The 23,910-nt window shown below is 39.7% G+C and carries 25 protein-coding genes and 1 tRNA gene; 18 read left to right on the forward strand and 8 right to left on the reverse strand.

Annotated elements, in window-relative coordinates:
- Positions 1-635 precede the first annotated feature (635 nt).
- Positions 636-911, forward strand: a complete 276-nt coding sequence (locus tag AC1DUD_RS11255) for a hypothetical protein (RefSeq protein ID WP_477374639.1) — start codon at positions 636-638, stop codon at positions 909-911.
- Positions 912-1,779: 868 nt separating this feature from the next.
- On the opposite strand, the gene AC1DUD_RS11260 is transcribed toward AC1DUD_RS11255, so the two are convergent.
- Positions 1,780-2,061 (reverse strand): hypothetical protein, encoded by a 282-nt coding sequence (locus tag AC1DUD_RS11260; protein ID WP_477374641.1) that lies wholly within the window; start codon positions 2,059-2,061, stop codon positions 1,780-1,782.
- A 213-nt stretch (positions 2,062-2,274) separates the two neighbouring features.
- Here AC1DUD_RS11260 and AC1DUD_RS11265 point away from each other — a divergent pair, with 213 nt between their 5' ends.
- The gene (locus AC1DUD_RS11265) at positions 2,275-2,550 is read left to right on the forward strand and encodes a helix-turn-helix domain-containing protein (RefSeq protein ID WP_477374643.1); all 276 of its coding nucleotides are present in this window, start codon (positions 2,275-2,277) and stop codon (positions 2,548-2,550) included.
- A gap of 353 nt (positions 2,551-2,903) precedes the next feature.
- Here the strand turns inward: AC1DUD_RS11265 and AC1DUD_RS11270 are convergent, their stop codons facing one another.
- Together AC1DUD_RS11270 and AC1DUD_RS11275 are read right to left on the reverse strand one after the other, a co-directional pair.
- Positions 2,904-3,266: a helix-turn-helix transcriptional regulator gene (locus tag AC1DUD_RS11270; protein ID WP_477374645.1), complete on the reverse strand. Its 363-nt coding sequence runs from the start codon at positions 3,264-3,266 to the stop codon at positions 2,904-2,906.
- A gap of 1,438 nt (positions 3,267-4,704) precedes the next feature.
- Positions 4,705-5,319, reverse strand: coding sequence for a TMEM175 family protein (locus AC1DUD_RS11275; protein WP_477374647.1), 615 nt, complete (start codon positions 5,317-5,319; stop codon positions 4,705-4,707).
- Between the two features lie 545 nt (positions 5,320-5,864).
- On the opposite strand from AC1DUD_RS11275, the gene AC1DUD_RS11280 reads away from it, so the two are divergent.
- A complete protein-coding gene (locus AC1DUD_RS11280) occupies positions 5,865-6,062 on the forward strand; it encodes a hypothetical protein (RefSeq protein WP_477374649.1) in 198 nt (65 codons plus the stop codon).
- Positions 6,063-6,089: 27 nt separating this feature from the next.
- A complete protein-coding gene (locus AC1DUD_RS11285) occupies positions 6,090-7,676 on the forward strand; it encodes a recombinase family protein (RefSeq protein WP_477375109.1) in 1,587 nt (528 codons plus the stop codon).
- On the opposite strand, the gene AC1DUD_RS11290 is transcribed toward AC1DUD_RS11285, so the two are convergent.
- The 5 genes from AC1DUD_RS11290 to AC1DUD_RS11310 all read right to left on the reverse strand — a co-directional run bounded on the left by AC1DUD_RS11290 (position 7,630) and on the right by AC1DUD_RS11310 (position 10,716).
- Positions 7,630-7,709: transfer RNA gene (locus AC1DUD_RS11290), tRNA-Leu, on the reverse strand. The genes AC1DUD_RS11285 and AC1DUD_RS11290 overlap by 47 nt on opposite strands.
- 19 nt (positions 7,710-7,728) lie before the next feature.
- Entirely contained in the window at positions 7,729-8,253 is a 525-nt protein-coding gene (gene hscB / locus AC1DUD_RS11295) for a Fe-S protein assembly co-chaperone HscB (protein WP_477374651.1), read from the reverse strand.
- Between the two features lie 67 nt (positions 8,254-8,320).
- Positions 8,321-8,509 carry a hypothetical protein gene (locus tag AC1DUD_RS11300; protein ID WP_477374653.1) on the reverse strand — a complete coding sequence of 63 codons (189 nt, stop codon included), beginning with the start codon at positions 8,507-8,509 and terminating at the stop codon, positions 8,321-8,323.
- A 100-nt stretch (positions 8,510-8,609) separates the two neighbouring features.
- Positions 8,610-9,002 carry a hypothetical protein gene (locus AC1DUD_RS11305; RefSeq protein WP_477374655.1) on the reverse strand — a complete coding sequence of 131 codons (393 nt, stop codon included), beginning with the start codon at positions 9,000-9,002 and terminating at the stop codon, positions 8,610-8,612.
- Between the two features lie 82 nt (positions 9,003-9,084).
- Positions 9,085-10,716 (reverse strand): carboxylesterase/lipase family protein, encoded by a 1,632-nt coding sequence (locus AC1DUD_RS11310; RefSeq protein WP_477374657.1) that lies wholly within the window; start codon positions 10,714-10,716, stop codon positions 9,085-9,087.
- A gap of 145 nt (positions 10,717-10,861) precedes the next feature.
- Here AC1DUD_RS11310 and AC1DUD_RS11315 point away from each other — a divergent pair, with 145 nt between their 5' ends.
- From AC1DUD_RS11315 to AC1DUD_RS11380, 14 genes are all read left to right on the forward strand, one after another.
- The gene (locus AC1DUD_RS11315) at positions 10,862-11,611 is read left to right on the forward strand and encodes an NUDIX hydrolase (RefSeq protein ID WP_477374659.1); all 750 of its coding nucleotides are present in this window, start codon (positions 10,862-10,864) and stop codon (positions 11,609-11,611) included.
- A 153-nt stretch (positions 11,612-11,764) separates the two neighbouring features.
- Positions 11,765-12,202: a VOC family protein gene (locus AC1DUD_RS11320; RefSeq protein WP_477374661.1), complete on the forward strand. Its 438-nt coding sequence runs from the start codon at positions 11,765-11,767 to the stop codon at positions 12,200-12,202.
- 94 nt (positions 12,203-12,296) lie between these two features.
- The gene (locus AC1DUD_RS11325; RefSeq protein ID WP_477374663.1) at positions 12,297-12,518 is read left to right on the forward strand and encodes a hypothetical protein; all 222 of its coding nucleotides are present in this window, start codon (positions 12,297-12,299) and stop codon (positions 12,516-12,518) included.
- 64 nt (positions 12,519-12,582) lie between these two features.
- Positions 12,583-12,966, forward strand: a complete 384-nt coding sequence (locus AC1DUD_RS11330; protein ID WP_477374665.1) for a VOC family protein — start codon at positions 12,583-12,585, stop codon at positions 12,964-12,966.
- 422 nt (positions 12,967-13,388) lie between these two features.
- Positions 13,389-13,775 carry a response regulator gene (locus AC1DUD_RS11335; protein ID WP_121225542.1) on the forward strand — a complete coding sequence of 129 codons (387 nt, stop codon included), beginning with the start codon at positions 13,389-13,391 and terminating at the stop codon, positions 13,773-13,775.
- Positions 13,756-14,844, forward strand: a complete 1,089-nt coding sequence (locus AC1DUD_RS11340; protein ID WP_477374668.1) for a sugar transferase — start codon at positions 13,756-13,758, stop codon at positions 14,842-14,844. Before AC1DUD_RS11335 ends, AC1DUD_RS11340 begins: the two co-directional genes overlap by 20 nt.
- Before the next feature lie 13 nt (positions 14,845-14,857).
- Positions 14,858-15,535 (forward strand): TolC family protein, encoded by a 678-nt coding sequence (locus AC1DUD_RS11345; RefSeq protein WP_477374670.1) that lies wholly within the window; start codon positions 14,858-14,860, stop codon positions 15,533-15,535.
- A gap of 96 nt (positions 15,536-15,631) precedes the next feature.
- A complete protein-coding gene (locus AC1DUD_RS11350; RefSeq protein WP_477374672.1) occupies positions 15,632-17,704 on the forward strand; it encodes an exopolysaccharide transport family protein in 2,073 nt (690 codons plus the stop codon).
- Positions 17,705-17,756: 52 nt separating this feature from the next.
- Positions 17,757-17,894: a hypothetical protein gene (locus AC1DUD_RS11355; RefSeq protein WP_167667979.1), complete on the forward strand. Its 138-nt coding sequence runs from the start codon at positions 17,757-17,759 to the stop codon at positions 17,892-17,894.
- A gap of 27 nt (positions 17,895-17,921) precedes the next feature.
- Positions 17,922-19,424 (forward strand): O-antigen ligase family protein, encoded by a 1,503-nt coding sequence (locus AC1DUD_RS11360; RefSeq protein WP_477374674.1) that lies wholly within the window; start codon positions 17,922-17,924, stop codon positions 19,422-19,424.
- A gap of 8 nt (positions 19,425-19,432) precedes the next feature.
- Positions 19,433-20,047 carry an acyltransferase gene (locus tag AC1DUD_RS11365; RefSeq protein ID WP_477374676.1) on the forward strand — a complete coding sequence of 205 codons (615 nt, stop codon included), beginning with the start codon at positions 19,433-19,435 and terminating at the stop codon, positions 20,045-20,047.
- 10 nt (positions 20,048-20,057) lie between these two features.
- Positions 20,058-21,401, forward strand: a complete 1,344-nt coding sequence (locus tag AC1DUD_RS11370) for a lipopolysaccharide biosynthesis protein (protein ID WP_477374678.1) — start codon at positions 20,058-20,060, stop codon at positions 21,399-21,401.
- Positions 21,402-21,410: 9 nt separating this feature from the next.
- Positions 21,411-22,628, forward strand: a complete 1,218-nt coding sequence (locus tag AC1DUD_RS11375; protein WP_477374680.1) for a glycosyltransferase family protein — start codon at positions 21,411-21,413, stop codon at positions 22,626-22,628.
- A 63-nt stretch (positions 22,629-22,691) separates the two neighbouring features.
- Positions 22,692-23,909 carry a glycosyltransferase family 2 protein gene (locus AC1DUD_RS11380; protein ID WP_477374682.1) on the forward strand — a complete coding sequence of 406 codons (1,218 nt, stop codon included), beginning with the start codon at positions 22,692-22,694 and terminating at the stop codon, positions 23,907-23,909.
- The last annotated feature ends 1 nt before the right edge of the window (position 23,910 follow it).

Consider the following 23,910-nt stretch of genomic DNA (forward strand, 5'->3'; position numbering starts at 1 on the left):
GATCTGTCGTAATCTATTCATCTTGATCGGTTTATTGGACATGTATTCGCTGGTTTTGTTTATCTAAAAAGCTAAACAAAAACCTTGTCCACAGAAACCTATCAATACATTACTTTAATCTCTTTTGAGGGGTCACTTTCGTCTGGCGAAGAGGGGTCACTTTGCTTTGGCGAACGTGGTCACTTTCAACTGGCAAAGGGGACCTTTTTGATCTGGCCGGATAGGGTCATTTTGGTGTGTTTTATCCAGTGATGGCTACGATTTTACGTTTTAGGCAACTTGCCTAAAATAAAAACGCAGGTAAGATGGTGCTTTCCCTTTGTTCAAAATATACTTCACCTAAATATTAGGCTACTGGTCTAAGAGTTCCTTGAGCGTTAGACAAATTGCGGGCAGTTAAATAGTGCGATCAGGATTAGTAATCAGATTGCCGCCATCCTTGAAATAGAAAAGAATACGATGAACAACCACCGTAAAAACATGCTGCACAAACGATCTCAAAAAAACATGGTTCAGGTTGTCATTAAAGCGTACAAAAACGGAATGGTAAATTTTAAAAATCTAAACCATGAAAATAAAAAAAGACGAGAAAGCTTCAAGTTACTCAGCGCATTTATTGCTATGTGGATTGATCTTTGCCAGTAGCAGGTATGGATTATAGTTATCACCTTCTGTCAACATGCGGCATTGACATCATCATCATTCCCGAACTTGATTGCCGAATTAATATTATCGACCCCAAAAAAAATGATATAGAAATTCAAAAAGGCGAGCAAATTGTCTTCGCAACGGTTTTAAGCAAAGAATTAGCGTTTCAAGTCGTAGGTAAGACACTTAATGACCCAGAACATATCATCAATGCAATCCGCTGGTATGGTTTCCAAAAGACTTTTGTAAAGCAAGTTGCATAGCGTATGGTTGAAACAAACAGGAGAATTGAACCGTAGAAGTGTAGAAATGCTTGCCCTCAATGCGGATAAAGATGTCCAATACCTATTACTCCTTTATACAATTGTTCAAAAAAACAGCTTCTGATTGTAATAATTAGAGCTGTTTTTAGCTCACCTTCAAACTTATCGGTTAAATAAATCACTCAAAATCTTAACGACAACGATGCGCTCATATCTGCGAAAACTAAGCGGATGGGACATTTTGAAGGTGAGGATAAATAAAACAGCCACACGCACTTTACGACGTGTGGCCTGGATTTTTGTTATTTAATACCCCTATTAAAATAACAGAAATAAATTTAAAGCAGAATAATTAAATTTAAAAGTAACAAATCAATTACAATTAAGGCCCGCTTTCGCAGGCCAAAAATTTATTAAACGGGGGTACTAAAAGCAAATTTGGGGTTATTTCAACGTCTACAAAAATAACGAAAGCATTATAAGAAAATTGCCTTTTTTATGAGCAAATGTCTAAAAATAACTAACTTACACATCAACGGGGTTGCTTCCCGAGTTATAAGTTAATTAAAAATAGAAATGCCGGATTGTTCCGGCATTTCTGTTTTTAAGTCTACGAATGATCTGGCGCATGTCGCCAGTTAAGCGTACTGAGACCTCAGGATTGAATTTAAAATGGGTATGTTTGCCCATTCAAGCAGGCACCTGCCTGCATTGTGATAAGGTTTAGGTACCAAGGTAGGGCGCAAGGCACCGCCTTGGTTAATTGCATTCTGGCAGCGTTTCCTCTAAAGTATCTTCCCTATGTCGCTCGATTTCTAAGTTTTGATCGCCGTATTAGAATATCAATTTTCCCCATCAGCAGATAAGATTACTTCAGATAAGATTTATTAAGTTCCCGAAGCGGTTTCACGTTATTGTTTAATATGTCTTGATCGGATAGTTCAATGGCCAGAAAAATCGATTCAAGTAATACAGGCTTGATAAAGCTGCCGGAAATTTGCTCCAATTGTTTAGTAATGATGCTCCTATGCGCCAATAAGTGAGTAGTTTCAGTGATTTGGATCAGAAAGGTAAGGTTATGTTGTGGATCGGCAAATAGTTCGACATCAAACTGAAAACTCTCATCGTTGAGGGTTCCGTTTAAAAACATGTTATGGGATTTTCCACAAGTTACACATTTAATCGAAATCAGAATAGGCTAATTTAGGGTGAGGAAATTTTTCCGCTTTTGAATAAGAAATGCACGTCAAATACTCCTAACCGGTGCCCTTAAAGCGCAGATTGCTCCGGTATAAGAATTGCAACAGTAATCACATACCCGCTGATCCCTTTGTAGGGGTTGTTGTTAGGGTAATGTGAACAGATGGACAACACTATAACTCAAAAGACAAAATCGATTACATCGAATATCAGAAGCATCAGAGAACATAAAGCCTACCCACAGGATTACCTGGCTGCAAGAATGCAGATCTCACAAAACGCGTATAGTAAAATAGAATTGGGGCATACTCAGCTTACGGTCGAGCGATTGCTTCATATAGCACATATATTTGAGATGCACGCCATGGATATTATTAATTACGAAGCGCATAAGCCAATCGGCAAAGAGACAGAAAAAGGGATTCAATCGTTCGGATGAAGCTAATTATACCTCGAATTGTCAATGTCTTTGAAAGCAAATTCAAATTCTCTTTTTCGGGACGTTAATGAAATAAAAATCTCGTCGTTATGAATAAGGTGAAACATTTCAACCGTCATCGATGTGCGGATTTCGTACCGTATGTATTCGCATTCAGAATATGGATAATTTACGCTTATCAGTTCCGCCTTTGCCTGCATTCTTTTTCTAACATCATAAAGATTGACAATACAGGTATCGTCAGTTGACAGAATCAGCTTTTTGCAGTATATCTGCAATTCAAGAACTAATGGGTTTAAAGGCATTTTAAAGTTAAACTCGATGATTTTCATTTCTGTCAGCGGTTAGAAAAACTACCTAACTAAGTGCAATATAGGCAATTTGGGAAGATCAAGTAAAAAGAGTGACTTAATATCAATTTGGAAAATCAGAGCGATTTCCACGGTGTTTTGTAGCGTTAATGCAATGCTACCATTTTCTATGCCAGTGTAAGTACGTCGCGGGATATTCATGATATCCGCCATATATTCTTCGCTGTATCCTTTTGAGCGGCGGACGGCAGATATGTTTGCGAGTACCCCAGAGACTTTCTGTCGTATTAAAGAGAATTGCATACAATAATTATGTGGGCGAGTATGAACATGTTTCAACATAGGCACTAAACTTGGATTTATTTCAACCCCATCACTTCTTATCGATGAGTTGAAATGAATCATTGTTATCGATATCTTTTTTTTGATCTGTTCAATTTTTGTTTGAGGATGTGGTTTGGAAATGAGGTGCAAAAGCTTTTTGAAGATACTTTTTAAGTGAGATAATTAATTTTGAGTACGTATCCATAAAGGAACTGATAATCATGATAACAGGGTTAACCATTATACGACACTTCTGCGAAGTTAGTTATACGAGATTTAGCTATATTAATACGCGGTTCAATCTCAGTTGTGATAGTTACTTCGTCTTAAGCGTGCGCAAACAATTGTTTAATTTAGTATACTTTTAAACATCTCTACAAAAAATGACTGGTTCTACATTCCTCGAATTGATACAGGGCTATTTATCCGAAGAACTTCCCCCTCCGTACAACAGTTTTATTTCCATCGAAAACACGGATATCGTCATCAGCTTGCCGAGCGACATTAAAGACGTATTCGTAACTTTTGATTACCTACATAGAATTATTAGCGATGGCCTGAGTATCTTCCCAAACCTGAATGTAGCCGTCAACATTATCTTGAAAACACAAAGTGAGAGCCGAAGTTTTCGATTAGGTATATGTTGATAGACGATCAGTCATACCATAGCCGTTTGCGCGAGATTGTCGAATAAAATTATACCTGAAATAAAAATCTCCTCCTCGAGTGTTTAACGATCTTTAGAAGAGAATACTATTAAATTTTGTCGCCTATTTTTATCTTTAACCATGATTTCCGAGATACAATTTGCTTTTCTCCAAGCCCGAACGTTACTGCCGCCGCCATTACAATCAACAAACGATGTGATGGTGATCGCGGCTGGTAATCAACCCGGGTATTGGACTTCCCACCATATTTTCGCACCAGGAAAAACTCATTATTTTATTTTCATTCGGGAACCGCTAAGGAACTGCTGGGTTTGCGCCGATAAGATCTTGCAAGACTGGCTTGATGTTAGCAACGTATTAGCTTTAAGACTGTTAGAAGAAGTCTATTAACGCTATTCTCGCAAAAAAGTCTGTTAAATCACATAGCAATTTAACTAAAAAAAAAACAACACCCAAGAAACTGATCAAACTGTCCTTGTGCGTTGCAAAATGCGCTATAACTTTCAAAGTCGCTATTTTGCCAGCACATCTTTAGTAAATTGTGATGGCGAAAACTTCGCCCGTAATGAGCCATAAAATCGAAGAAATCGCTTAGTGGTAATCTAATTTTAATAGCATTGTATAGGTGATAATACTTTTTAAAAACAGTTCAGATGGGCGAACTTACAAGCACTTGATAACCAACAGATCCTTAGCATGGCAATGTCGCCTTTGGTTCTCTCAATATGCTGAAAGTTGAAAAGGTTACGCCGGAGATTCCGCAAGTTTAGTTGGGTCGTGTTTTTTTCATTGCAGGCAATGTTTTTTTGCGATCCGGCAAAAGCTAATAAGTTCAGAGTCGCCTTTTGTTTTCATGGATTGAAATTTAATTTTACCGCCCTCAAAAAAAAGATATAAAAGAACATAGCAACAATTATAAGTGAGAAACTTGTATAAATATTAACGAAAATGGCTGCAATAGCCAATAAATAACAAGCCGGACCAAACAATGCTATTCTCTTTAAGGATGGTTTTAAAATACTGATTAAATGAGCGTGTTCTTGAGTCTGCAAATTTAGAGCAGTGTATAGAAGACTTATATGAAACGTTGCTGTAAGCAGCAGAAAAGAGTTAAAAGCCACGAGAGTTAATTTTGCAAATGGATCACTTGATAATGAAACAGCGGTAATGGAAACCAATACTAAGCAAACAAAATAAGCCCTGTATTGCCAAGTAATCTGCACATTTATCTCTTTCATTAAAAACATTATCCGGCTCTGTGCAACCCAAAAAGCGGATATGGTAACGAAGCTCACAGCAAATGTCCCCAAATGAGGTGCCAGTTTGGTTAAGTTAATATTTGGATCATAATTGAAGCTGGTAAATTTTGGAATGCTGAAAGTAAAGATTAGGGTAATATAACATAGGGCAATCGCCCTGTCTGAAAAGTTACTTAAAACTTCTTTCTTTTTGATTGATGGATGCATGTAAACTAATTAATGTTTATGAATTAAGTTTTAGACCTTGGAAAATCATGAATAACAGCTGCTAAGCAGTAATAAGGATTGCTATTACATCGTCTACAAAATTCGATAGCCGTTTTCTGGCAATTGCGACAATCAGCAACAAATACCTTAAAGGCTACTTAAACTATTCCATATTAGTAGTTGTTGTCTTTTATCGTCGAGATCGTAGAATTCGAGTTGCCATGCCCCTTCATCAAAACACCAACTTTCAATTGTGTATTAATATTCTGATTTATATTGTTCGCTTTATGCATAAAAGAGTAAACCCATTTATATGCCAGATTGCTATGTTTTCAGAAAAAGCGATTTTAGAGCTCATTAAGGCCGTTTTTATTGAATTTTCTACATAAAGACAATTCCGCATGTCAATCATTATGACATAACATATTTCCAAAATGATAGGGCATGATTGCTCCCTTTTTTGGCATTTCCAAAAAAAATTTTAGGCTACTTGCCCATAGGGTCATAAATTGATAATCATATTGGACCTAATAAAAAAGTAGGATATGCAAATCATTTATTCCAATAAACGTAATGTTACGCCCGCTAAAGCTGTCGAAATTTTGGCCGAACATGGCACAAAAGTTACGCTTGAAGAAGCCAAAATAATTTTGGATTGCATGTATAAATTTGGTAAATTGGCAATAGAAACAGAACTTAATGATCTGGAAATCAAGTTTAAACAAAAATCAAAAACACATTAATGGCTTTTTGAATATTCAAATAAAACTATGAGAATAGCTGATTTATATATTAGGGTAAGCACGGACGAACAGGCAGATAAAGGCTACTCACAACGGCTTCAGGAAGATGTGCTTTTAAAGTATTGTGAGATCAATGCTATTAAGGTAAGGAAAATCATTTTTGAAGATCATTCCGCGAAAACATTTGAACGGCCAGAATGGATAAAGCTACTGGCTGAATTAAAGAAGTATAAAGGCAAATCCGATTTGGTACTTTTTACCAAATGGGATAGGTTTAGCCGTAATGCAAGCGATGCCTACCAAATGATCAGCACACTGCGAAAAGTCGGCGTAGAACCGCAGGCCATCGAGCAGCCGCTGGATATGAATATTCCAGAAAATAAGATGATGCTTGCCGTTTACCTCACCACACCGGAAATAGAAAACGACCGTAGGGCATTGAATGTAAAAACAGGTATGCGCCAGGCTCGAAAGGAAGGCAGGTGGTTAGGTGTTGCGCCTCCCGGCTATATCAATAAGACCAGGGAGAACGGTGCGAAGTATGTTGCCATAGACGAGCCGGAAGCAACACACATGCGATGGTCGTTTGAACAAATAGCAGAGGGCGTGTTTACCACACAGGAGATTTGGAAAATGGCTAAACACCGAGGTTTAAAATGTAGTGCAACAAGCTTCAGGACGGCTTTAAGAAACGTTGGCTATTGCGGCAAGGTTTTAGTACCTGCCTATAAAAATGAAGAAAAGCAGATTGTACAGGGATTGCATGAACCACTTATATCAGAAGTCTTGTTTTATAAGGCACAAGAGATGATGGATGGGAGGGTAAGAGATATTGGTATCCACAGTTCCCATGGCATCTTGGTAGTTGTACCTGACAAGTTACCTTTAAGAGGATTTCTTAAATGCTCTCGCTGCAGCCGTTTACTAACTGGTAGTGCATCTAAAGGTAGAAACGATTATTACCATTACTATCATTGTCAACCATCTTGTGGTTGTCGTTATAAAGCCGAGCATGTTAATATGGCTTTTGTGAGAAAGCTTCGTGAGTTTATTCCTAAACCAGGTATGGCTGAATTATACAAGGAGGTTATACTTGATTTATATAATGGTGGGAGCGATTATTTCCGTACTGAAAGAAAAAACTACATAACCCAGATTACGGAAAATAATAACCGTATAACCAAAGCAAGGGAATTGCTGCTATCCGATGATATTAGCGGCAGTGATTATAAAGCAATCAAAGCAGAGGCCGAAGAAAAAATCATGATATTGGAAGCACGGCTAAATGATTTTATAGCCAATACCGCGGTAACTGTAGATATTGATAATTTAGTTTACAAAGCGGTCGAAAATCTCAAAAAGCTTGACCTGTTGTATTTAAACGCAGATATCGGGCATCAGCGGGATATTATTGGTTCGATCTTTCTCGAAAAATGGAGTTTTGATGGTTTAATACATCGAACCGGAAAGCTGAATACAGCAGTAGAACTTATCTATCTGATTAACAGTACCTCACCAAAAAAACAAAGCCGTGTCAGAACTAAAATTCGTCCTAATCACGGCTTTGTACCCAGAGCCGGAGTCGAACCGGCACGGTTTCCCACAGGTGTTTGAGACCAGCGCGTCTACCAATTCCGCCATCTGGGCATTTTGTAAGTGTATTCCCTTACAAGCGGGCTGCAAATGTAGATAAACTCTCCTTAATTCGCAACAAATATTTTTGTTTGTAGTAAATATTTGCAATTTCTATCCGGCGGCTTTCTTTGGCTGTATCGTCCAGTTCTTCATAGTCGTTAGTGAGGCTTGTCAGCTCTTCATTCATATCCCCTTCAATAGCAAGTGTTTCTGAAGTTATAGAGGCTAATTCCGTTGCGTCATCAACGTCCATCAGGCGTTCGTTAATGTCCATCATCTCCATTAAAAAATCTGCAGGTAATTGTGGTTTTGCCCCTTCAGATACCAGATCATGCAGCTTTAAAATGTATTCCAAACGTTTGTCGGGATCGCCAAGTGCATGGTAAGCCTTGTTATTTATAGTAGATAGCTCCAATATTTCCTGTTGTTTCGCTTCGTCCTCGTTGGCGTAAAAATCGGGGTGGTAAAGCTTGCTCAGTTCGTAAAACTTTTTCTTCAGCAAAGCCTGATCAACCTTAAAAGATTCAGGGATGCCATAAAATTCAAAATAGTTCATAGGGCAAAGATAACTATTAGCAGGTTATCCATGCCGCTATGAACTTCATGCTTAAGTAAGTTATCTGCTATTCGTCCGGTTTTTCCTGGTCGGTTTCGGCTTTTTCTGTGATTTCTGTTTTGGGGTGCTTATCGGCAAACAGTTTCCTGTCTTTAGTTAAAGTGGGCGCCACACCTAATATACCTATCCCGGCAACAGCCAATATCATAAACAATACAAGCCCGAAAAGCCTCATGAGCTTTTTAATTTTTTTCATTTTGTTTCATTAAATAAAACGACAGGCACAGCCCTTACAGGGACTGATATCCGAATAATTAAAATGGGGTAATTACCTTTTTATAATCAAAAAGGAAGGATTATACTACAGATAGGGAACTGTCATCGGTTGAATCTGTACCGAAATCCCTGATGAAAAAAAGATATTTGATCTGTTTGTTTGGCATGAACAGTCTTGCTGTTTGCTTAGCCATAACCTGAGCGTGACGGCTGTGTGAGCAACTTAAAGCCAGCAAACTGCAAGTGCCGGAAATTAAAGCTGAAAGGGTATTTCGGTTGAGTCCCTTTAAAGTAGCACTGTATGAAATTGATTTGGAGATCCTGTTGACATAACCGGCAACTAATGTTGTACGCGGCTTATCGACATTGTTTGGTGTTTGGATAGTAAGCCCCGAAAAGGTAAAAAAGCTAAGCAGCACGATAGCTGTTATTAGCCATTTAGATAATACGCTTTTCCCCGGGATCAATTTCATTAATTAAAGATAACAATATTGATGCACAAAAAAGGCCCCTGCGAAAAATCACAGGAGCCAGCCCATCTATCTGAAAAAAATCTTATTTCATGTAATCTTTATCTAAAAACAGGTATCGTGCACGGTTAACCTCCGGCTTCTCCTCGCTTTTAACGTCAATATTCATAAACTTAACACTATTGTTATCCGTAATGGCCGACCATTTAGGCAGGCCTGCACCATTTGGATTAGCCTTTTTTATAAAATTAGCAAAGTAGTTTTCCATCGTTTCTGATACTTTGAAATCATCGGGTGTCCAGGCGTAGGTTTTGTTGCCTGCAAGGTTGCCCATGGCATATTCAATTTCTGAAGCGTGTGCAGCGCCCACAGCTGGCGGCATTTTAGGAGCTGGTTTTGCAGCATCGCCTTTAACCACACCTCCGGCAAGTCCAGGAGTGGCGTTCCCCATGGAGGCAACCATTGCCGGCCGTACCCGCGAGAATAGGTAACGATAAACCGGCTTTCCTCCTGTTTGTACTTGCAAGTCGGCCCATTTCCAGGTGCTATATACTATAAAACGATCGCTTGACAGGTCGGTTGCTACTTTGATTACTTCATCGTCATTGGCAGCCGGGTATAGTTTCAGTGCTTCCTCTGCGCTGTCGCCATATAACTGTTTGAGTGTTTTGGTGTAATTTTCCAGTGTTGGTGCATCACCCCTCATCATGAACTGAAAAGGTACTTCGGCCGAGTTCCATCCTACCAGCAAAGGCACTTTGGCCTGCTCGCCCGCCATAAATATTTCGGGCAGCGATTTTGGCAACAAGTAATTATCAATAGTGGCCGACATTGGTGGCGTACCAGGTTTAAAGGCATCGTTTAATAATTGCTCGGCAGGTATAGCCCTCAAATCCGCTAAGGTATTGGCTTTCTCGTTAGCGGCGAACTTAACGCCGTTTTGCTCAGCATCAGCCAGTGGTATAGGGAAAAGCGTTGGTTTAATACCTGCACCGCTTTCACCGATAGCACCTGCTATCAGGTCTTTTGATAAAGGCGAGGCCATTTGTACGGACACAGAAATAGATCCAGCCGATTCACCGGCGATGGTAACCCGGTTAGGATCACCCCCGAATGCCGCTATATTTTTTTGCACCCAAAGTAAAGCGAGGTGCTGATCAAGGTATCCGTAGTTACCTGATGAATGATTAGGTGATTCTTTGGTTAATTCAGGGTGAGAAAAGAAGCCGAACACACCAAGTCTGTAATTAACCGTTAATGCCACAATACCTTTTTTGGCCATACTTTCGCCGTCATATCTCGATTCAGATCCATCACCCGCCATTAAGCCACCACCATAAAAATAAACCAGTACGGGGAGTTTTTCTTTGGATGATTTTGCCGGTGTCCATATATTAAGGTACAAACAGTCTTCGCTCATGCCCGATGAGCGGAAACCCATATCGCCAAAAACGGGCTTTTGCATCGGGTTGTGGCCAAAATGATTGGCCTTTAAAGTGCCATCCCAGTTTTTGGCCGGCTGTGGCTCCTTCCAGCGCAAATCGCCAACAGGTGGCTGAGCAAATGGGATGCCTTTAAAGCTTAATACGTTTGATGCTTCGCGTGTGCCTTCAAGTGCACCATTCTCAACAGCGGTTTTGTTTGCAGATAGCTGCGCCATCACTCTTACAGAGGCAATTTGCGCAAGCAGCAGCATTACTAAAATTGGTTTCTTCATTATTGGTTATTTGGTTTGTAGCGTTTGGAATAAAAGAAATAAGGATAGTAGACCTTATTGTAACATAATGATACAATAATAAATTATTTAATCTCACATATCAAATTTTTTTGTTACTTGTGCAATCATTTTTTTTCGAGGATCCATGAATAAGGAGTTTGAGCAACAGGAAAATAATATAAGCGGCGAAGGTTTTTTACCCGGTTTGGCCATTGATACCGTTATTTTCGGCTTTCATGACAATCAGTTAAAGGTATTATTGCTGGCGTACAAAAACTCATCATTATACGCGTTGCCCGGCGGCTTTATTCATGATAATGAAGATGTGAACCAGGCAGCCCGCCGGGTATTGGGAAGCCGCACTGCTTTGACCGATATTTACCTGGAACAGTTTTATGTTTTTGGCGACTACAGCCGTTATGACCCTGCTCCTCTTAAAACAATTATGTTGGCCAGGGGCTACACTCCTCCAAATAACCATTGGCTGTTGAAACGCTTTGTTTCTATCGGCTATTATGCGCTGGTCGATTTTACCAAAGCAGTACCGGCTCCTGATGAGATTTCCGATAGCTGCGATTGGTACGGTCTTGATGAGTTGCCCGATTTAATGCAAGACCATCGGCAGATCATTGACAAAGCCCTTCAAACGCTGCAAAACAACCTCGATCAAAAACTTATTGGCTTCAATCTGCTAACAGATGAGTTTACTATGGGCGATCTGCAATCCCTTTATGAAACCGTCCTGAATAAAAAGCTGCTCAGGGCAGCCTTTCAAAGAAAAATGCTGGGGCTGGGAATTTTAGAGCGAATAGCCAAAAAGTGGACGGGAGGCGCACATAAAGCACCATATCTTTATAAGTTTATATCAAACAAGGCACCGGTAAATAGTATTTAATACCTCTGCGATCTTTTAAGTATTCGCGGCAAATTTACGATGTCGCAATTAACCCCTTAACATGTCTTAATAACACCCTCCCGCGTTGCGTTACAAAAACTAACTTTACTTCATAAAACATAATCAATTATAAATCAAAAACAATCAAGCAACATGTTAGTCGTAAATCCTTATTTAAACTTTAACGGTAATACCGAAGAAGCATTCAACTTTTACAAGTCGGTTTTTGGAGGCGAGTTTGCCGTAGTTATGCGTTTTAAAGATGGCCCTGAAGCATCAAAGCTTGCTGAGAAAGACCTTGACAAACTTATGCACATTGCGCTGCCACTTGGCCCGGGCAATATACTTATGGGCACCGACGCTTTGGGCGCTGAAGAAGGAGGAATGGGCTTGGTGACTATGGGGACTAACTTTTCGCTAACTATCAGTTGCGAATCGAAAGAAGAGGCCGATAAGATCCATGCGGGGTTATCTGAAGGAAAATTAAGTGGTGGCCCAATGCGTGAAGAATTCTGGGGCGACTACTTTGGATGGATCAAAGACAAATTTGGTATCAGCTGGATGATTTCTTTCAATCCTAACCGTCCATAATAATTTAAACATTAACAGGGATGGCAAGAATATGTTATCCCTGTTAAACTATTGTTTTCTCATCTCCATTAAAAGTAACATATCAATTAAACTTATGGTGGTAGAAGTATTCAAAACCAATGTAAATAAACGCAGGCAAGCCAACAGGCTTTTAGATGCCATTCATAATGCATTCGGAAACCATAAAGCCAATTTTGATCTGGATGATTGCGACAGGATTCTACGCGTGCAATGCGACAACGGCACCTTATGCGCAAAATCCCTGATCGGTTTTTTAAATGAATTGGGTTGTCGGGCCGAAGTTTTGACTGACTAAGTTCATTTTTCTCAAAACAAATTATTAAAAAGTAAGGTAATACCATTACTATAAACCAACGGTTATGTTAAAAGACAGCAAAGCGTTCAGCGGATTTTCGGTAGATGATACAGCTAAAGCGAAGGCGTTTTATGCCGATATACTTGGTTTAGATGTAAGTGAAGTGCCCGAAATGCAAGGCCTGCTTAATCTCAATATTACAGGCAGCACCCCTATTTTGATATATACTAAACCCAACCATGCTCCGGCCACCTTTACCATCCTGAATTTTCCTGTGGATGATGTTGAAAAAACGGTTGATGAACTCAGCGCCCGCGGGGTTAAATTTGAAATTTATGATCAGGAAAATTTTAAGACAAACGAAAAAGGAGTATTTCTGAGTGGCGGCCCTAAAATAGCCTGGTTTAAGGACCCTGCCGGCAATTTTTTATCAGTAATAGAAAAGTAGGAGTATAATACCTATAGCCGGGTTTCAACAATCCCGTTTTGGGGAATAACAGCAACCTGCCGTGGGAATAAATTCCTCGGCGAACTATTAACTTTCCGTTAATTTCTAAGTTTTTTTCACAACTATTTTATCAATTCGGCGTATAAAAGCCCATCAAGCCTTTGATTGTGGCTATTTTTCATTTCAGGAATGTTTTTTGTATATAATTACAATGTTAAACAGAAAGCATTAATGATTAGGCTATTTATTTTATACTTAGCTGTTAGTTAAAATGACTCATAAAATCATTTCCTTATCATTAATAATATTTATTAGGTTTATATTTTTCAATATAGTAGATTTTAAGGCAAATAATAACACAAGCAATACATTGATTTATAAATATTTAGTTCTATCTTATAAATAACCCCAATTAATTAAGCATGAAAAGAACACTACTTATAGTTGATGATGACTTGAGCATATTGAAACTGCTCAACTTCATTCTTTCAAAAGAATATGATATCGTAGTTAAAAACAACGGAATTGAAGCATTTAGCTGGCTTGAAGACGGCAACATGCCTGAACTCATCATATCCGACCTTCAAATGCCATATTTTGACGGACAATCATTTGTGAAAAATGTAAAGATCAGCGGCTTTTACCGTGACATACCGGTTATCCTGCTTTCTGCGGCTCATGATCTTGATGCCCAGGTAAGCGCCATGCCTTTTAAAGTTGATGCTTACATACACAAACCCTTTAATCCAACCGCATTAAAAACAGCCATTAATCAAGTTTTACAAGTTTATGAATCATCAAACATCTGATTGGAACGAAAGCTCGGGTTCTAATATCAGGATAGCTTACGCCGGTAGTGAGTTTAAGGAAAAGATTTCTAATGGATTAAATGAGGGCTTCAAAATTGCGTATAGCAACTCTATTGATCAGTTGAATGATTATTTAGGTGAGCAATCTATTTTATCTGTACCTGATATTATTTTGGTTGAAGTTGATGCCGAAGGTAAATGGATCAAAATGGTTGAAGAGGTTAAGAAAAGCTTTCTGCTAAACGGTTTGATCATTGTACTACTTTCATCACACAATGATAAAACGTTAAAGCAAAAAGCCATTAAGCTAAAAGTGCATGACTTTTATGGTGAGCCCTTTTCTATAAGCGACCTACGCGAGAGGCTTAACTTTTTAGTGCGCTTTAAGCTGATAAAACCAAAACTGCTTGAGCTATCAAAAGTAGTTGACACGGCCTATAAGATGCCAGCGGGTAAACGCCTTATCGACCTCGTAATTTCGGGCGGTATGATGCTGGTATTATCACCTGTTATGCTGGTTGTCGCTATTTTAATTAAGCTCGATTCAAAAGGCCCGGTATTTTATAAAAGCAAACGTGTAGGTACAGGTTATAAAGTGTTTGATTTTTATAAATTCAGGTCGATGCGTACTGATGCAGATCAGTTGCTTGCCAAGTTATCGGCTGAAAACAATCAATATGCTTCAGAGGGCACTGATAATAAAGTTGCCTTTGTTAAGATCAAGAACGACCCTCGAATTACTAAGCTGGGTAATTTTCTGCGCAATTCAAGTCTTGATGAGTTACCGCAATTATTCAATATCCTTCGTGGCGATATGTCGGTAGTGGGAAACAGGCCATTGCCGTTGTATGAAGCAGAGATGCTTACTTCAAATGAATGGTCGATGCGTTTCCTTGGCCCTGCGGGTTTAACCGGTTTATGGCAGATCAGCAAACGTGGAAAGGAAGACATGTCTGAACGCGAAAGGAAAAAATTAGATAATTTTTATGCTCAGAAATATTCTGTTTGGTTAGATTTAAAAATTATTGCCGGTACTGTACCAGCTTTATTCCAAAAAGAAAAAGTATAACAACTCCATGCCCGTGAAACTAAAACTCACTTATCTTTTTTTAATTACCCTTTTATTTACCAGCCGCGTACAAGCGCAGCAAAGCTCATTTATAAATGACATTAACTATCCGTATCTTGAAAAACTGATAGCTACTGCAAAAAAGAACTACCCTGAAGTTAAAGCGCGCCAAAGCCAGGTTAACGCAGCTAAAGGCCTTTACAATTCAACTGTATTTTCATGGCTCGATGGTTTAACGGCATCTTACATTTATAGCCCGCAAACATCCATCAATATTTCGCAACCAACTATATTTAAAGGCTACCAATTAGCCCTTTCATTAAATATAGGTCAATTGTTTTCGAGGCCGGGCGCTATTCGCCAGGCAAAAGAAACCTATAAAGTAGCTGAATATCAACAGGCCGAATACATGCTGAGCCTTGAAGCCCAGGTTAAACGTTTTTACTTCGCATATCTTGAGGCCCAAGCCGAATTAAGGCTGAGGGCAAACGCTGTGATAGATGCTGAAAGCGCCGTTAAGCAATTAAAATACGCATTCCAAAAAGGTGAAACAACTTTTCAGATTTATAACGAGCAACTTAACAGTTTATACAACCAAAACTCCTTTAAAGTACAAGCCGAATTATCGACATTTACAGCCAGGACCAATCTTGAAGAATTATTGGGTACTAAATTAGAAGATGTTAAGTAAAAGATGGAGATAGGCAATTTTTTTAATCTACTAAAGAAACACAGAAATACGCTGATCATAATACCGCTTGTAGCGGTTATAGCATCATTTTTTCTTGTGAAAAATTTACCGGATGATTACCAGTCGCATGCAGAAATAGCAACCGGTATCATTGATGCCTCCAGGCACCTTCTTGACAAGGATGCTACTGCCAACGTACAGGAGCAGCAGGTTGACCGCGAGTTCAGCAACCTTATTGCTATCATGAAGCTAAAGAAACTTGTTGACCAGGTTGCTTATTCGCTTATGATCCACGACCTTAGCGAAGGAACCCCCTTTCGCAAGCCAAGTAAGGATTTACTTGAAATGCACCCCTATGAAAAGGACAATGCGTTAGCAGTTTTCAAAAAGAAATTCGCTGCGCTCCAGCCTTTATCTGTTTATGACAAAACCGAGAATTCAATGATAGAGCTGCTTAGATCGATGAAATACGATGAGCGCAACATTATGAAAGAATTGGTAATTACCCGCGATGAAGGCAGTGATTTCATTGCGGTAAGCTTTGATTCCGAAAACCCTCAGCTCTCAGCTTTTGTAGTTAATACCTTGTCTAAACAGTTTATTGACTATTACACCCAGAGTGTAAAGCAAAACGAATCAAACGCGGTAACGTTTTTATCAAACCTTTTGGATGCCAAGCGTAAAGCATTGAGCGAAAAAACAGGCGAGTTACAACAGTATAAAATAGAAAATGGCGTATTGAACCTTGATGAACAGTCGAAAGCAATTTTCGGCCAGATCATGGTTTACAATGATAAAAAATTACAGGCTGATAAGGACGTAATTTCGTACCAGGGCGCAATTGATGCCATAAACCAAAAGTTCTCGCCTGATGAGAGGAAATATGTTGAGGCGGTAACCAACAAGTATAATCAAGCCATTATTTCCACACAGGAACAGCTGCATATTCTCGAAGATCAATATGTACGCAGCGGGTTTAATAATAGATATAAAGAATCGCTTGATTCTTTACAAAGCCAGCTTGCCAATCAGATCAACTTAACATCCGATAAATACATAACTAATCCGCTTATAGCCAAAGATGACCAGATCAAACAAAAGCTCACCCTTGAGGTTTCACGAGACCTGGCTAAGTATAGTGTTAAATCAATCAATGGCGAACTGGCAAATCTCAATTCAAAATTCTCTCGCCTGGTTCCGTTTGACGCTAAGGTAAAAACTTACGACTTTGATATTGATATTGCCGGTAAAGAATATCTTGATGTATTGAACAAATACAACGAAACCAATCTGCGTTCAAATTTCTCCATAAAACTTATCCAGGTTGAAATGGCCCAGCCTGATGTGGCCCAGCCGTCCAAAAAAATGCTGCTTATAATTTTGAGTGGGATAGGCAGTTTGTTTGCCTGTATTTTTTGGCTATTTGTTTTATTCTACATTGATGATACCATTAAAAGCCCTACCGAGCTGGTTAGCAAAACCCAGTTACCGTTATTGGGCTATTTAAATAAGATCAGCGGTGAAAACCTGGACCTGCGTAAACTTTGGGATGTTGAGCACCGGGATAAAATGAAAACCTTCAAAGAGCTGTTACGCTCAATAAGGTTTGAAATTGACCAGGAATTAAGAGGAGAAAAAGTGTTAGCGATAACGAGTATTGAACCTGTTGAGGGTAAAACATTATTGGCCATAAGCCTCGCCTACTCCTACTCTATGATTAATAAAAGGGTGCTGTTAATTGATGGTAACTTCAATAACGCTACCATCAGTAATACAGCCCAACCGCAAGTTTACCTGGAAGATTATTTTAAAAACAGTCAGTTTGGCCAACCGGAACTCAGCAGCTCAAACACCACTGTTTTAGGCAACCGTGGTGGCGATGTAACCTTGCTTGAAATTGGCAGTGAAGCTTTTGTAAAGAGCAAATTTGATGATCTGCGTTCCAAATATGACGTAGTTATCATTGATACAGCCCCGCTTACAGCGCTTAATAAATCAAAAGAGTGGTTATTATTTGCCAATAAAACCATAGCTGTATTTGAAGCTAACAAAAAGATAACCAACATTCAAAAGCAGCATATAAGCTATTTAAAAGGGCTCGAAAACAGGTTTGCCGGTTGGGTTCTCAATAAAACTGATTACAATCAGAAAAAAGAGAAAAACGCTTAATTGAACGGCGCGCAAAGTACCATCTTGATATAAATATCTAATACTACTTAAAATGAGAATTGACCCTCCAAAACCAGAAAAGGATCCGTTTGAAGATTTAAGTCCGCTTCAAAAAAAAACACGTAAAGCGGCTATAGTATTTGCATTCATAGGTGTGTTTGTGTGGGCTGTGAAGATCCTGTTTCTGTAAATTTTATAAAAAGCATTACACTACCTTATGCGAAATGAGAAAACAGGCAATACTGAAATTAAGCAAAGCTTTTGGAAAACCCTTGTGGTTCAAAAGTTTTCGCATCCTTTTGCCCTGCTTTTCCTTTTAATTACTTCACTTGTTATAAGTTTTTTAACCTATAAGCTTGAATTTATAGGCGTGGGTGCTGTGTTGGCTATTACAATAGGTTTGCCCATTGTATTTGCCATTACCGTATATCCCGAATTTGGGATCTGTGCACTGATCATAGCCGCCTTTTTCATTAGTTACGTTTCTGAATTTTTGCCCGACTCAGTACCCATTGGTACGTTAATGGACGTGACCACTTACCTGCTCATTCTTGGCTTTTTCATTAAACAGCGTACCGAACAAAACTGGACATATTTTAAGAATCCCATCAGCTACATGATTTTGGTGTGGCTGGCTTATAATATGCTTGAGTTCGTAAACCCTTCGGCCGAATCAAGGCTGGCCTGGATTTACACCGTACGTACTGTGGGTTTTATTATGCTCATGTACTTTGTTTTTGTTTACCAGATCCGTACGGTAAAGTTTATAAAAACACTGTTAAAGCTTTGGATATTTCTGGATATATTAGCCGGACTTTCTGCCTTTCAGCAAGAAAATATAGGTTTTTTCCCATTTGAGCATAGGTATCTATACGCGGACCCGCTGCGTGTAAGCTTGTTATTCATCAACGGGCACATGCGTAAGTTTGGGATCTTTTCAGACCCGGTTACCTTTTCGTACAACATGGTTATTGGCGCGTTGCTTTGTGTTGTCCTTCTCATGGGCGATATTCCTGTCAAGCGTAAAGTACTGCTGGGTTGTATTGCAGGTTTCTTTTTGTTTGTAATGCTTTACTCGGGAACAAGGGCGGCTTATGTATTGGTACCGGGAGCACTTTCTATGCTGGCTGTTTTAAATTTTAACAGGCGGGTTTTAACTTTTACACTTGTTGCCGGCGCATTGTTAGGTATTTTGATAGTAATGCCAACTTCAAACCCTTTAATTAAGCGGTTCCAAACGGCGTTCAACCCTTCCGACGACCCATCCTATAACGTTCGCGCCGAAAATCAAAAAAAGATAAAACCATTTATCCTTTCCCACCCTATCGGCGGTGGTTTGGGTTCTGTAGGTGTTTGGGGCCGAAAGTTCTCGCCAAATTCCATGCTGGCTAAATTCCCCCCGGATAGCGGTTATGTGCGCGTATCTGTTGAAATGGGGTGGGTTGGTCTGCTCCTTTTTTGCACGCTGTTTTTTGTGGTACTTAAAACAGGTATCAACTTTTATTTCAGTATCAAAGACCCCGAGCTTAAAAATTATTGCCTGGCTATGTTACTGATCCTTTTTGCGTTTAATATAGGCAACTTTCCGCAACAGGCCCTCGTTCAATACCCATCAAATATCCTTTTTTACCTTGCAATATCCATACTTGTGGTATGCAAGCGATTAGATGATCAGGAGCAATTAAAAAAGAATAAAAACACCGGGGCAATACTAATTTAATTAAGCAGATGTCATTTATATCATCCATAAAATCAAACCCTAAATTAAAAAAGTTAGTTCACTGGATGCTGATCCCGCCCGGTCAGTCGAGGCCACGGCTTTGGGTAAGGCTGATACTTAACCGTTTCTTTCATCAACGGGGCAAAGGCAGTGTTGTACGGCATAACGCCCGTATGGATCTTTTTCCGTTCAACAAATTCTCACTCGGTGCAAAAAGTATTGTAGAGGATTTCGCGGTGATCAATAATGGTGTTGGTGATGTTTTTATAGGCGAAGGATCTGGCGTAGGCATTAGCACAGTAATAATTGGCCCTGTTAAAATAGGTAATTTCAGCATGACGGCGCAGCACGTTGTAATATCCGGTCTTAATCACGGTTACCAGGATGTAACTATTCCACCACGCCATCAAAAGGTTACTACCAAACAGATCACTATTGATGATAACGTTTGGATAGGTGCCAACTGTGTAGTGACTGCCGGTGTAACCATAGGCAAACATTCGGTTATAGGTGCAGGCAGTGTGGTGACAAGGGACATCCCTCCTTATTCGGTAGCTGTAGGCAACCCGGCCAAAGTAATAAAACAGTATAATTTCACAACACAAGCGTGGGAGAAAGCGTAAAACAGCATACATGAGTTTATTCAAAAAATTAATTAATAAACACACGCTTTCACTGGCAACTAACGCGGTTTTGCCGGTTTTAGGGATGGTGATATTATCATTACTGGCCCGCCGGTTAAGCAAACCCGATTTTGGCAATTATGTATTCTTCCTGATTGTATTTACGCTGGCAGATACTTTCCGTACGGGTTTCCTTCAAACCTCACTTATTAAATTTTACTCTGGCTCTACGCCCGAGAGAAAAAGAAATATCTCGGGGGCAACCTGGTACCTGGGCTTTATCATCACCGCTGCATTTGCGGTTATAAACCTGCTCATCTATCTTATTTATAGAAATCCGGATGTTGATATCGCCATTACGCTTAAATGGTTCAGCCTCATTTATTTCTGTACGCTACCATCAGCAGTTAGCCTCTGGATCCTCCAAGCCGAAGAGCGCTTTGATAAAATGTTCATTCTTCAATTAATGAATCAGGGAGGTTTCCTGGTATTGGTAGTTGGCTTGGCCATTGCGGGCAAATCGGACTTTGAAACAACTATTTACTCTTACTTTGCGGCCAACCTTTTAAGCAGTATCATTTGCATTATTATAGGCTGGGCAAAATTAAAAACTATCGCCTACAAAAGCTGGGGCACTATAAAAGAAATGGCCCATTTTGGTAAATACAGCGTAGGTACCTCAATAAGCTCTTATCTGCTCAGGAGTTCTGATACATTGATCGTAAAGCCCATGTTCAGCCCCGATTTGCTGGCTGTATACTATATTCCGCAAAGGCTTATGGAGATCTTTGAGATTCCGCTAAGAGCTTTTATCTCAACTGCCCTACCCGCCATGTCGGCAGCGGTACAACGGGGGGATAAAAAGCACGTAACCTATATCATGAAAAAATATGCGGGCATGCTTACCATGGCGCTCACCCCTATTGCCATAATTTGCTTTGCCGCTGCAGATCTTATCATCGGTTTGATATTCGGCGCCAAATACCAGCACTCGGATGCCGGCAATATCTTCAGGATATTCATGTGTTATGTAATGCTGTTACCTATCGACAGATTTTTCGGGATCACGCTCGATATTATTAATAAGCCGCATCTTAACATGATCAAAGTGTTCCTGATGTTAACGGTTAACATAATTGGCGATTTTACCGGTATTTTCATATTCCACAGCCTTTATGCTGTAGCTGTCGCATCTATCTTCACATTTTTTACCGGTGCCATATTTGGTTACTGGGCATTAAAGAAAAACCTGCAATTTAAAATATCCGACATCTTTGTTTTGGGCTACATCGAACTAAAAGAGCTCATAGGTGTTGTGATCAGCAAAATCAAAGGAAAACAATTAACTGAATAAGCAAGCTATATGGAGCTTAAAAACCGGCATATCGTTATATTCTCGCAAATGCAGTTTGATAGCCGCCTCGAATCAACTAACTATACTATGGCCAAACATTTGGCTAAAGATAATTATGTATACTACGTTGACAGGCCCTATACCTGGAAGGATTATATCCAGTTTAAAAACACGCCCGGCTATGATGCCCGCAAGCCGCATTTTTTTTCGCCAACGGATAGCTTTATACAAACGGAGATCCCTAATTTAAAGATCATAATTACGCCTCCTGTACCGTCAATAAATTCGTTACCCGAGGGGCGTGCTTATCGGCTGGCACTTAAAGTAAACGAACGGATAGTAGCAGGCAGGCTTAACAGGGTTATTAAAAACCTCGGAATAACCGACTATATTTTCATCAACTCATACGCATTCTATTATCCAACAATGCACCGGTTGCTGAAATTGAAGCCATTGCTTAAGGTTTATCATTGTGTTGACCCGCTGATTGAAGAATATCAAACCCGCCACGGCCTTATCTCTGAAGATATCCTGGTTAAAGATATGGACATGGTGGTCAGCACAAGCAAAGAGTTGAGCAATTTAAAAGGTAAGCTTAACCCCAACTCCTATTTTGTGCCTAACGCTGCCAATATCGCCCACAGCCAAAAGGCGCTTGACCCGGTTTTGCCAGTAGCAGAAATCCTGTCTGACGTCAAAAAGCCGATCATTGGCTATTTCGGTAATATCGAACGCCGTATTGATTATGCTCTGCTAACCCAATTAGCGGAGCAAAGCCCCGATAAAAACTTTGTGTTTGTGGGGCCGGTTGATATAGATTACGAAAATAATCCTGCCTTTAGTGCGCCCAATATATTCAAAAAAGGTTCGGTGCCATATGAGCTATTACCTGCAGTACTTAAAGGCTTTGATGTTGCCATTATTCCGTTTAAAAAGGATGACGTGAGCAGCTCTATTTTTCCACTCAAATTATTTGAATACCTGGGCTCAGGCCGACCGGTTGTGATCACTGATTTTAATGAGGATCTGGAAGAATTTACGGGCGATACCGTGTACATCTGCAAAAATGCTGATGAATTTACTGCCGCTATTAACCTTGCGTTAAATGATACACCTTTTTTACAGCAAAAAAGATTAAAAGTAGCAGCACAAAATACATGGGAGCACCGTATAACAGAGATCAAGAGCCTACTGGCAACAAATTTGAATAATAAGCAGAAAGGTTAATTTTTAGAGAAATACACCTGTTACTTATAATTAATATAAAACAGGGTTTACCATCAAAAACACATGGAAATCATCAAATTCATTGCATCTGTTATCGCCATTTTGCTGTTTATATACCTTGGGGTATATAGCTTGTACCTGTTTGTGTTCTCTGTACTGGGGAAATTAATTCCCATTAAGCAACCTCCGATAGCAAATGCGCTCAGTAAATTCATAGTTTATATCTGCGCTTACAAGGAAGATGAAATTATTTTAAATTCAGCAGCAGCGGCGTTAACTATCGATTACCCTCAGGATAAGTTCACGGTTTGTGTGATAGCCGACTCCATGAAACCTGAAACTATCGCCAAATTAAAACAGATGCCGTTGCAGGTAGTTGAGGTAGTTTTTGAAACCAGCACCAAATCAAAGGCCCTGAACAAAGCCATCGAAAATACAGCTCCGGGCTATGATGCGGCTGTTGTTTTTGACATTGATAATATCGCTGCTCCCGATTATCTGTACCAGATCAATAATTATTTGCAAGCAGGTCACAAGGTGGTACAAGGGCATCGTGTTGCAAAAAACTCAAATACGCAGGTAGCCATACTTGATGCTGTAAGCGAAGAGGTTAATAATCACATTTTCAGGAAGTCGCAACAGTTGTTTAACTTTTCGGCAGCCATTATCGGCTCGGGAATGGCTTTGGAATACAAACTTTTTGTAAATGTAATGTCGCGGATTGACGCTGTTGGCGGCTTTGATAAAGAAATGGGCCTGCTGCTCACCTGCGATAAGATCCACGTTGCTTATGCCGAAAAGGCATACATCTATGATGAAAAAGTAAGCAACCCGGCAGTATTTGAAAAACAGCGCAAACGCTGGCTTTCGGCTCAGTTTAACTTACTTAAAAAATACGGTGCCACTGCACCTGCTCAATTTTTCCGCGGCAATTTTGATTATGTGAATGAGATTTATCAGATGGCTATTCTGCCCCGCGTGTTGATGCTCGGCCTGATGCCCTTTATGCTTTTGATCTCTTTTTTCACTCCGGGCATCGGCCCGCACTGGCATTTATGGCTTGGCGCAACTGCGGCCTGTTACCTTGGTATTATAGTTGCCATACCAACATCGTTCTACAACGGAAAACTTTTGGAAGCTATGCTTAAACTGCCGCTCATATTTTTCACCATGTTCCTGCTCCTCTTTAAGTTAAAAGGAGCAAACAAAAAGTTTATTCATACGCCGCATGATCACGCTCCTGCTGAATCCGTAAATGACCAGGCAACTGCTGTCAAATAAC

The organism is Mucilaginibacter sp. P4_A11 (assembly GCF_056402535.1).

Bases quoted from the DNA above. Each gene is read 5' to 3' on its own strand.
- AC1DUD_RS11260 (WP_477374641.1), bottom strand. From the start codon at position 2,061: ATGTTTTTAAACGGAACCCTCAACGATGAGAGTTTTCAGTTTGATGTC.
- AC1DUD_RS11265 (WP_477374643.1), top strand. From the start codon at position 2,275: ATGGACAACACTATAACTCAAAAGACAAAATCGATTACATCGAATATC.
- AC1DUD_RS11270 (WP_477374645.1), bottom strand. From the start codon at position 3,266: ATGATTCATTTCAACTCATCGATAAGAAGTGATGGGGTTGAAATAAAT.
- AC1DUD_RS11275 (WP_477374647.1), bottom strand. From the start codon at position 5,319: ATGCATCCATCAATCAAAAAGAAAGAAGTTTTAAGTAACTTTTCAGAC.
- AC1DUD_RS11280 (WP_477374649.1), top strand. From the start codon at position 5,865: ATGCAAATCATTTATTCCAATAAACGTAATGTTACGCCCGCTAAAGCT.
- AC1DUD_RS11285 (WP_477375109.1), top strand. From the start codon at position 6,090: ATGAGAATAGCTGATTTATATATTAGGGTAAGCACGGACGAACAGGCA.
- hscB (WP_477374651.1), bottom strand. From the start codon at position 8,253: ATGAACTATTTTGAATTTTATGGCATCCCTGAATCTTTTAAGGTTGAT.
- AC1DUD_RS11300 (WP_477374653.1), bottom strand. From the start codon at position 8,509: ATGAAAAAAATTAAAAAGCTCATGAGGCTTTTCGGGCTTGTATTGTTT.
- AC1DUD_RS11305 (WP_477374655.1), bottom strand. From the start codon at position 9,002: ATGAAATTGATCCCGGGGAAAAGCGTATTATCTAAATGGCTAATAACA.
- AC1DUD_RS11310 (WP_477374657.1), bottom strand. From the start codon at position 10,716: ATGAAGAAACCAATTTTAGTAATGCTGCTGCTTGCGCAAATTGCCTCT.
- AC1DUD_RS11315 (WP_477374659.1), top strand. From the start codon at position 10,862: ATGAATAAGGAGTTTGAGCAACAGGAAAATAATATAAGCGGCGAAGGT.
- AC1DUD_RS11320 (WP_477374661.1), top strand. From the start codon at position 11,765: ATGTTAGTCGTAAATCCTTATTTAAACTTTAACGGTAATACCGAAGAA.
- AC1DUD_RS11325 (WP_477374663.1), top strand. From the start codon at position 12,297: ATGGTGGTAGAAGTATTCAAAACCAATGTAAATAAACGCAGGCAAGCC.
- AC1DUD_RS11330 (WP_477374665.1), top strand. From the start codon at position 12,583: ATGTTAAAAGACAGCAAAGCGTTCAGCGGATTTTCGGTAGATGATACA.
- AC1DUD_RS11335 (WP_121225542.1), top strand. From the start codon at position 13,389: ATGAAAAGAACACTACTTATAGTTGATGATGACTTGAGCATATTGAAA.
- AC1DUD_RS11340 (WP_477374668.1), top strand. From the start codon at position 13,756: ATGAATCATCAAACATCTGATTGGAACGAAAGCTCGGGTTCTAATATC.
- AC1DUD_RS11355 (WP_167667979.1), top strand. From the start codon at position 17,757: ATGAGAATTGACCCTCCAAAACCAGAAAAGGATCCGTTTGAAGATTTA.
- AC1DUD_RS11360 (WP_477374674.1), top strand. From the start codon at position 17,922: ATGCGAAATGAGAAAACAGGCAATACTGAAATTAAGCAAAGCTTTTGG.
- AC1DUD_RS11365 (WP_477374676.1), top strand. From the start codon at position 19,433: ATGTCATTTATATCATCCATAAAATCAAACCCTAAATTAAAAAAGTTA.
- AC1DUD_RS11370 (WP_477374678.1), top strand. From the start codon at position 20,058: ATGAGTTTATTCAAAAAATTAATTAATAAACACACGCTTTCACTGGCA.
- AC1DUD_RS11375 (WP_477374680.1), top strand. From the start codon at position 21,411: ATGGAGCTTAAAAACCGGCATATCGTTATATTCTCGCAAATGCAGTTT.
- AC1DUD_RS11380 (WP_477374682.1), top strand. From the start codon at position 22,692: ATGGAAATCATCAAATTCATTGCATCTGTTATCGCCATTTTGCTGTTT.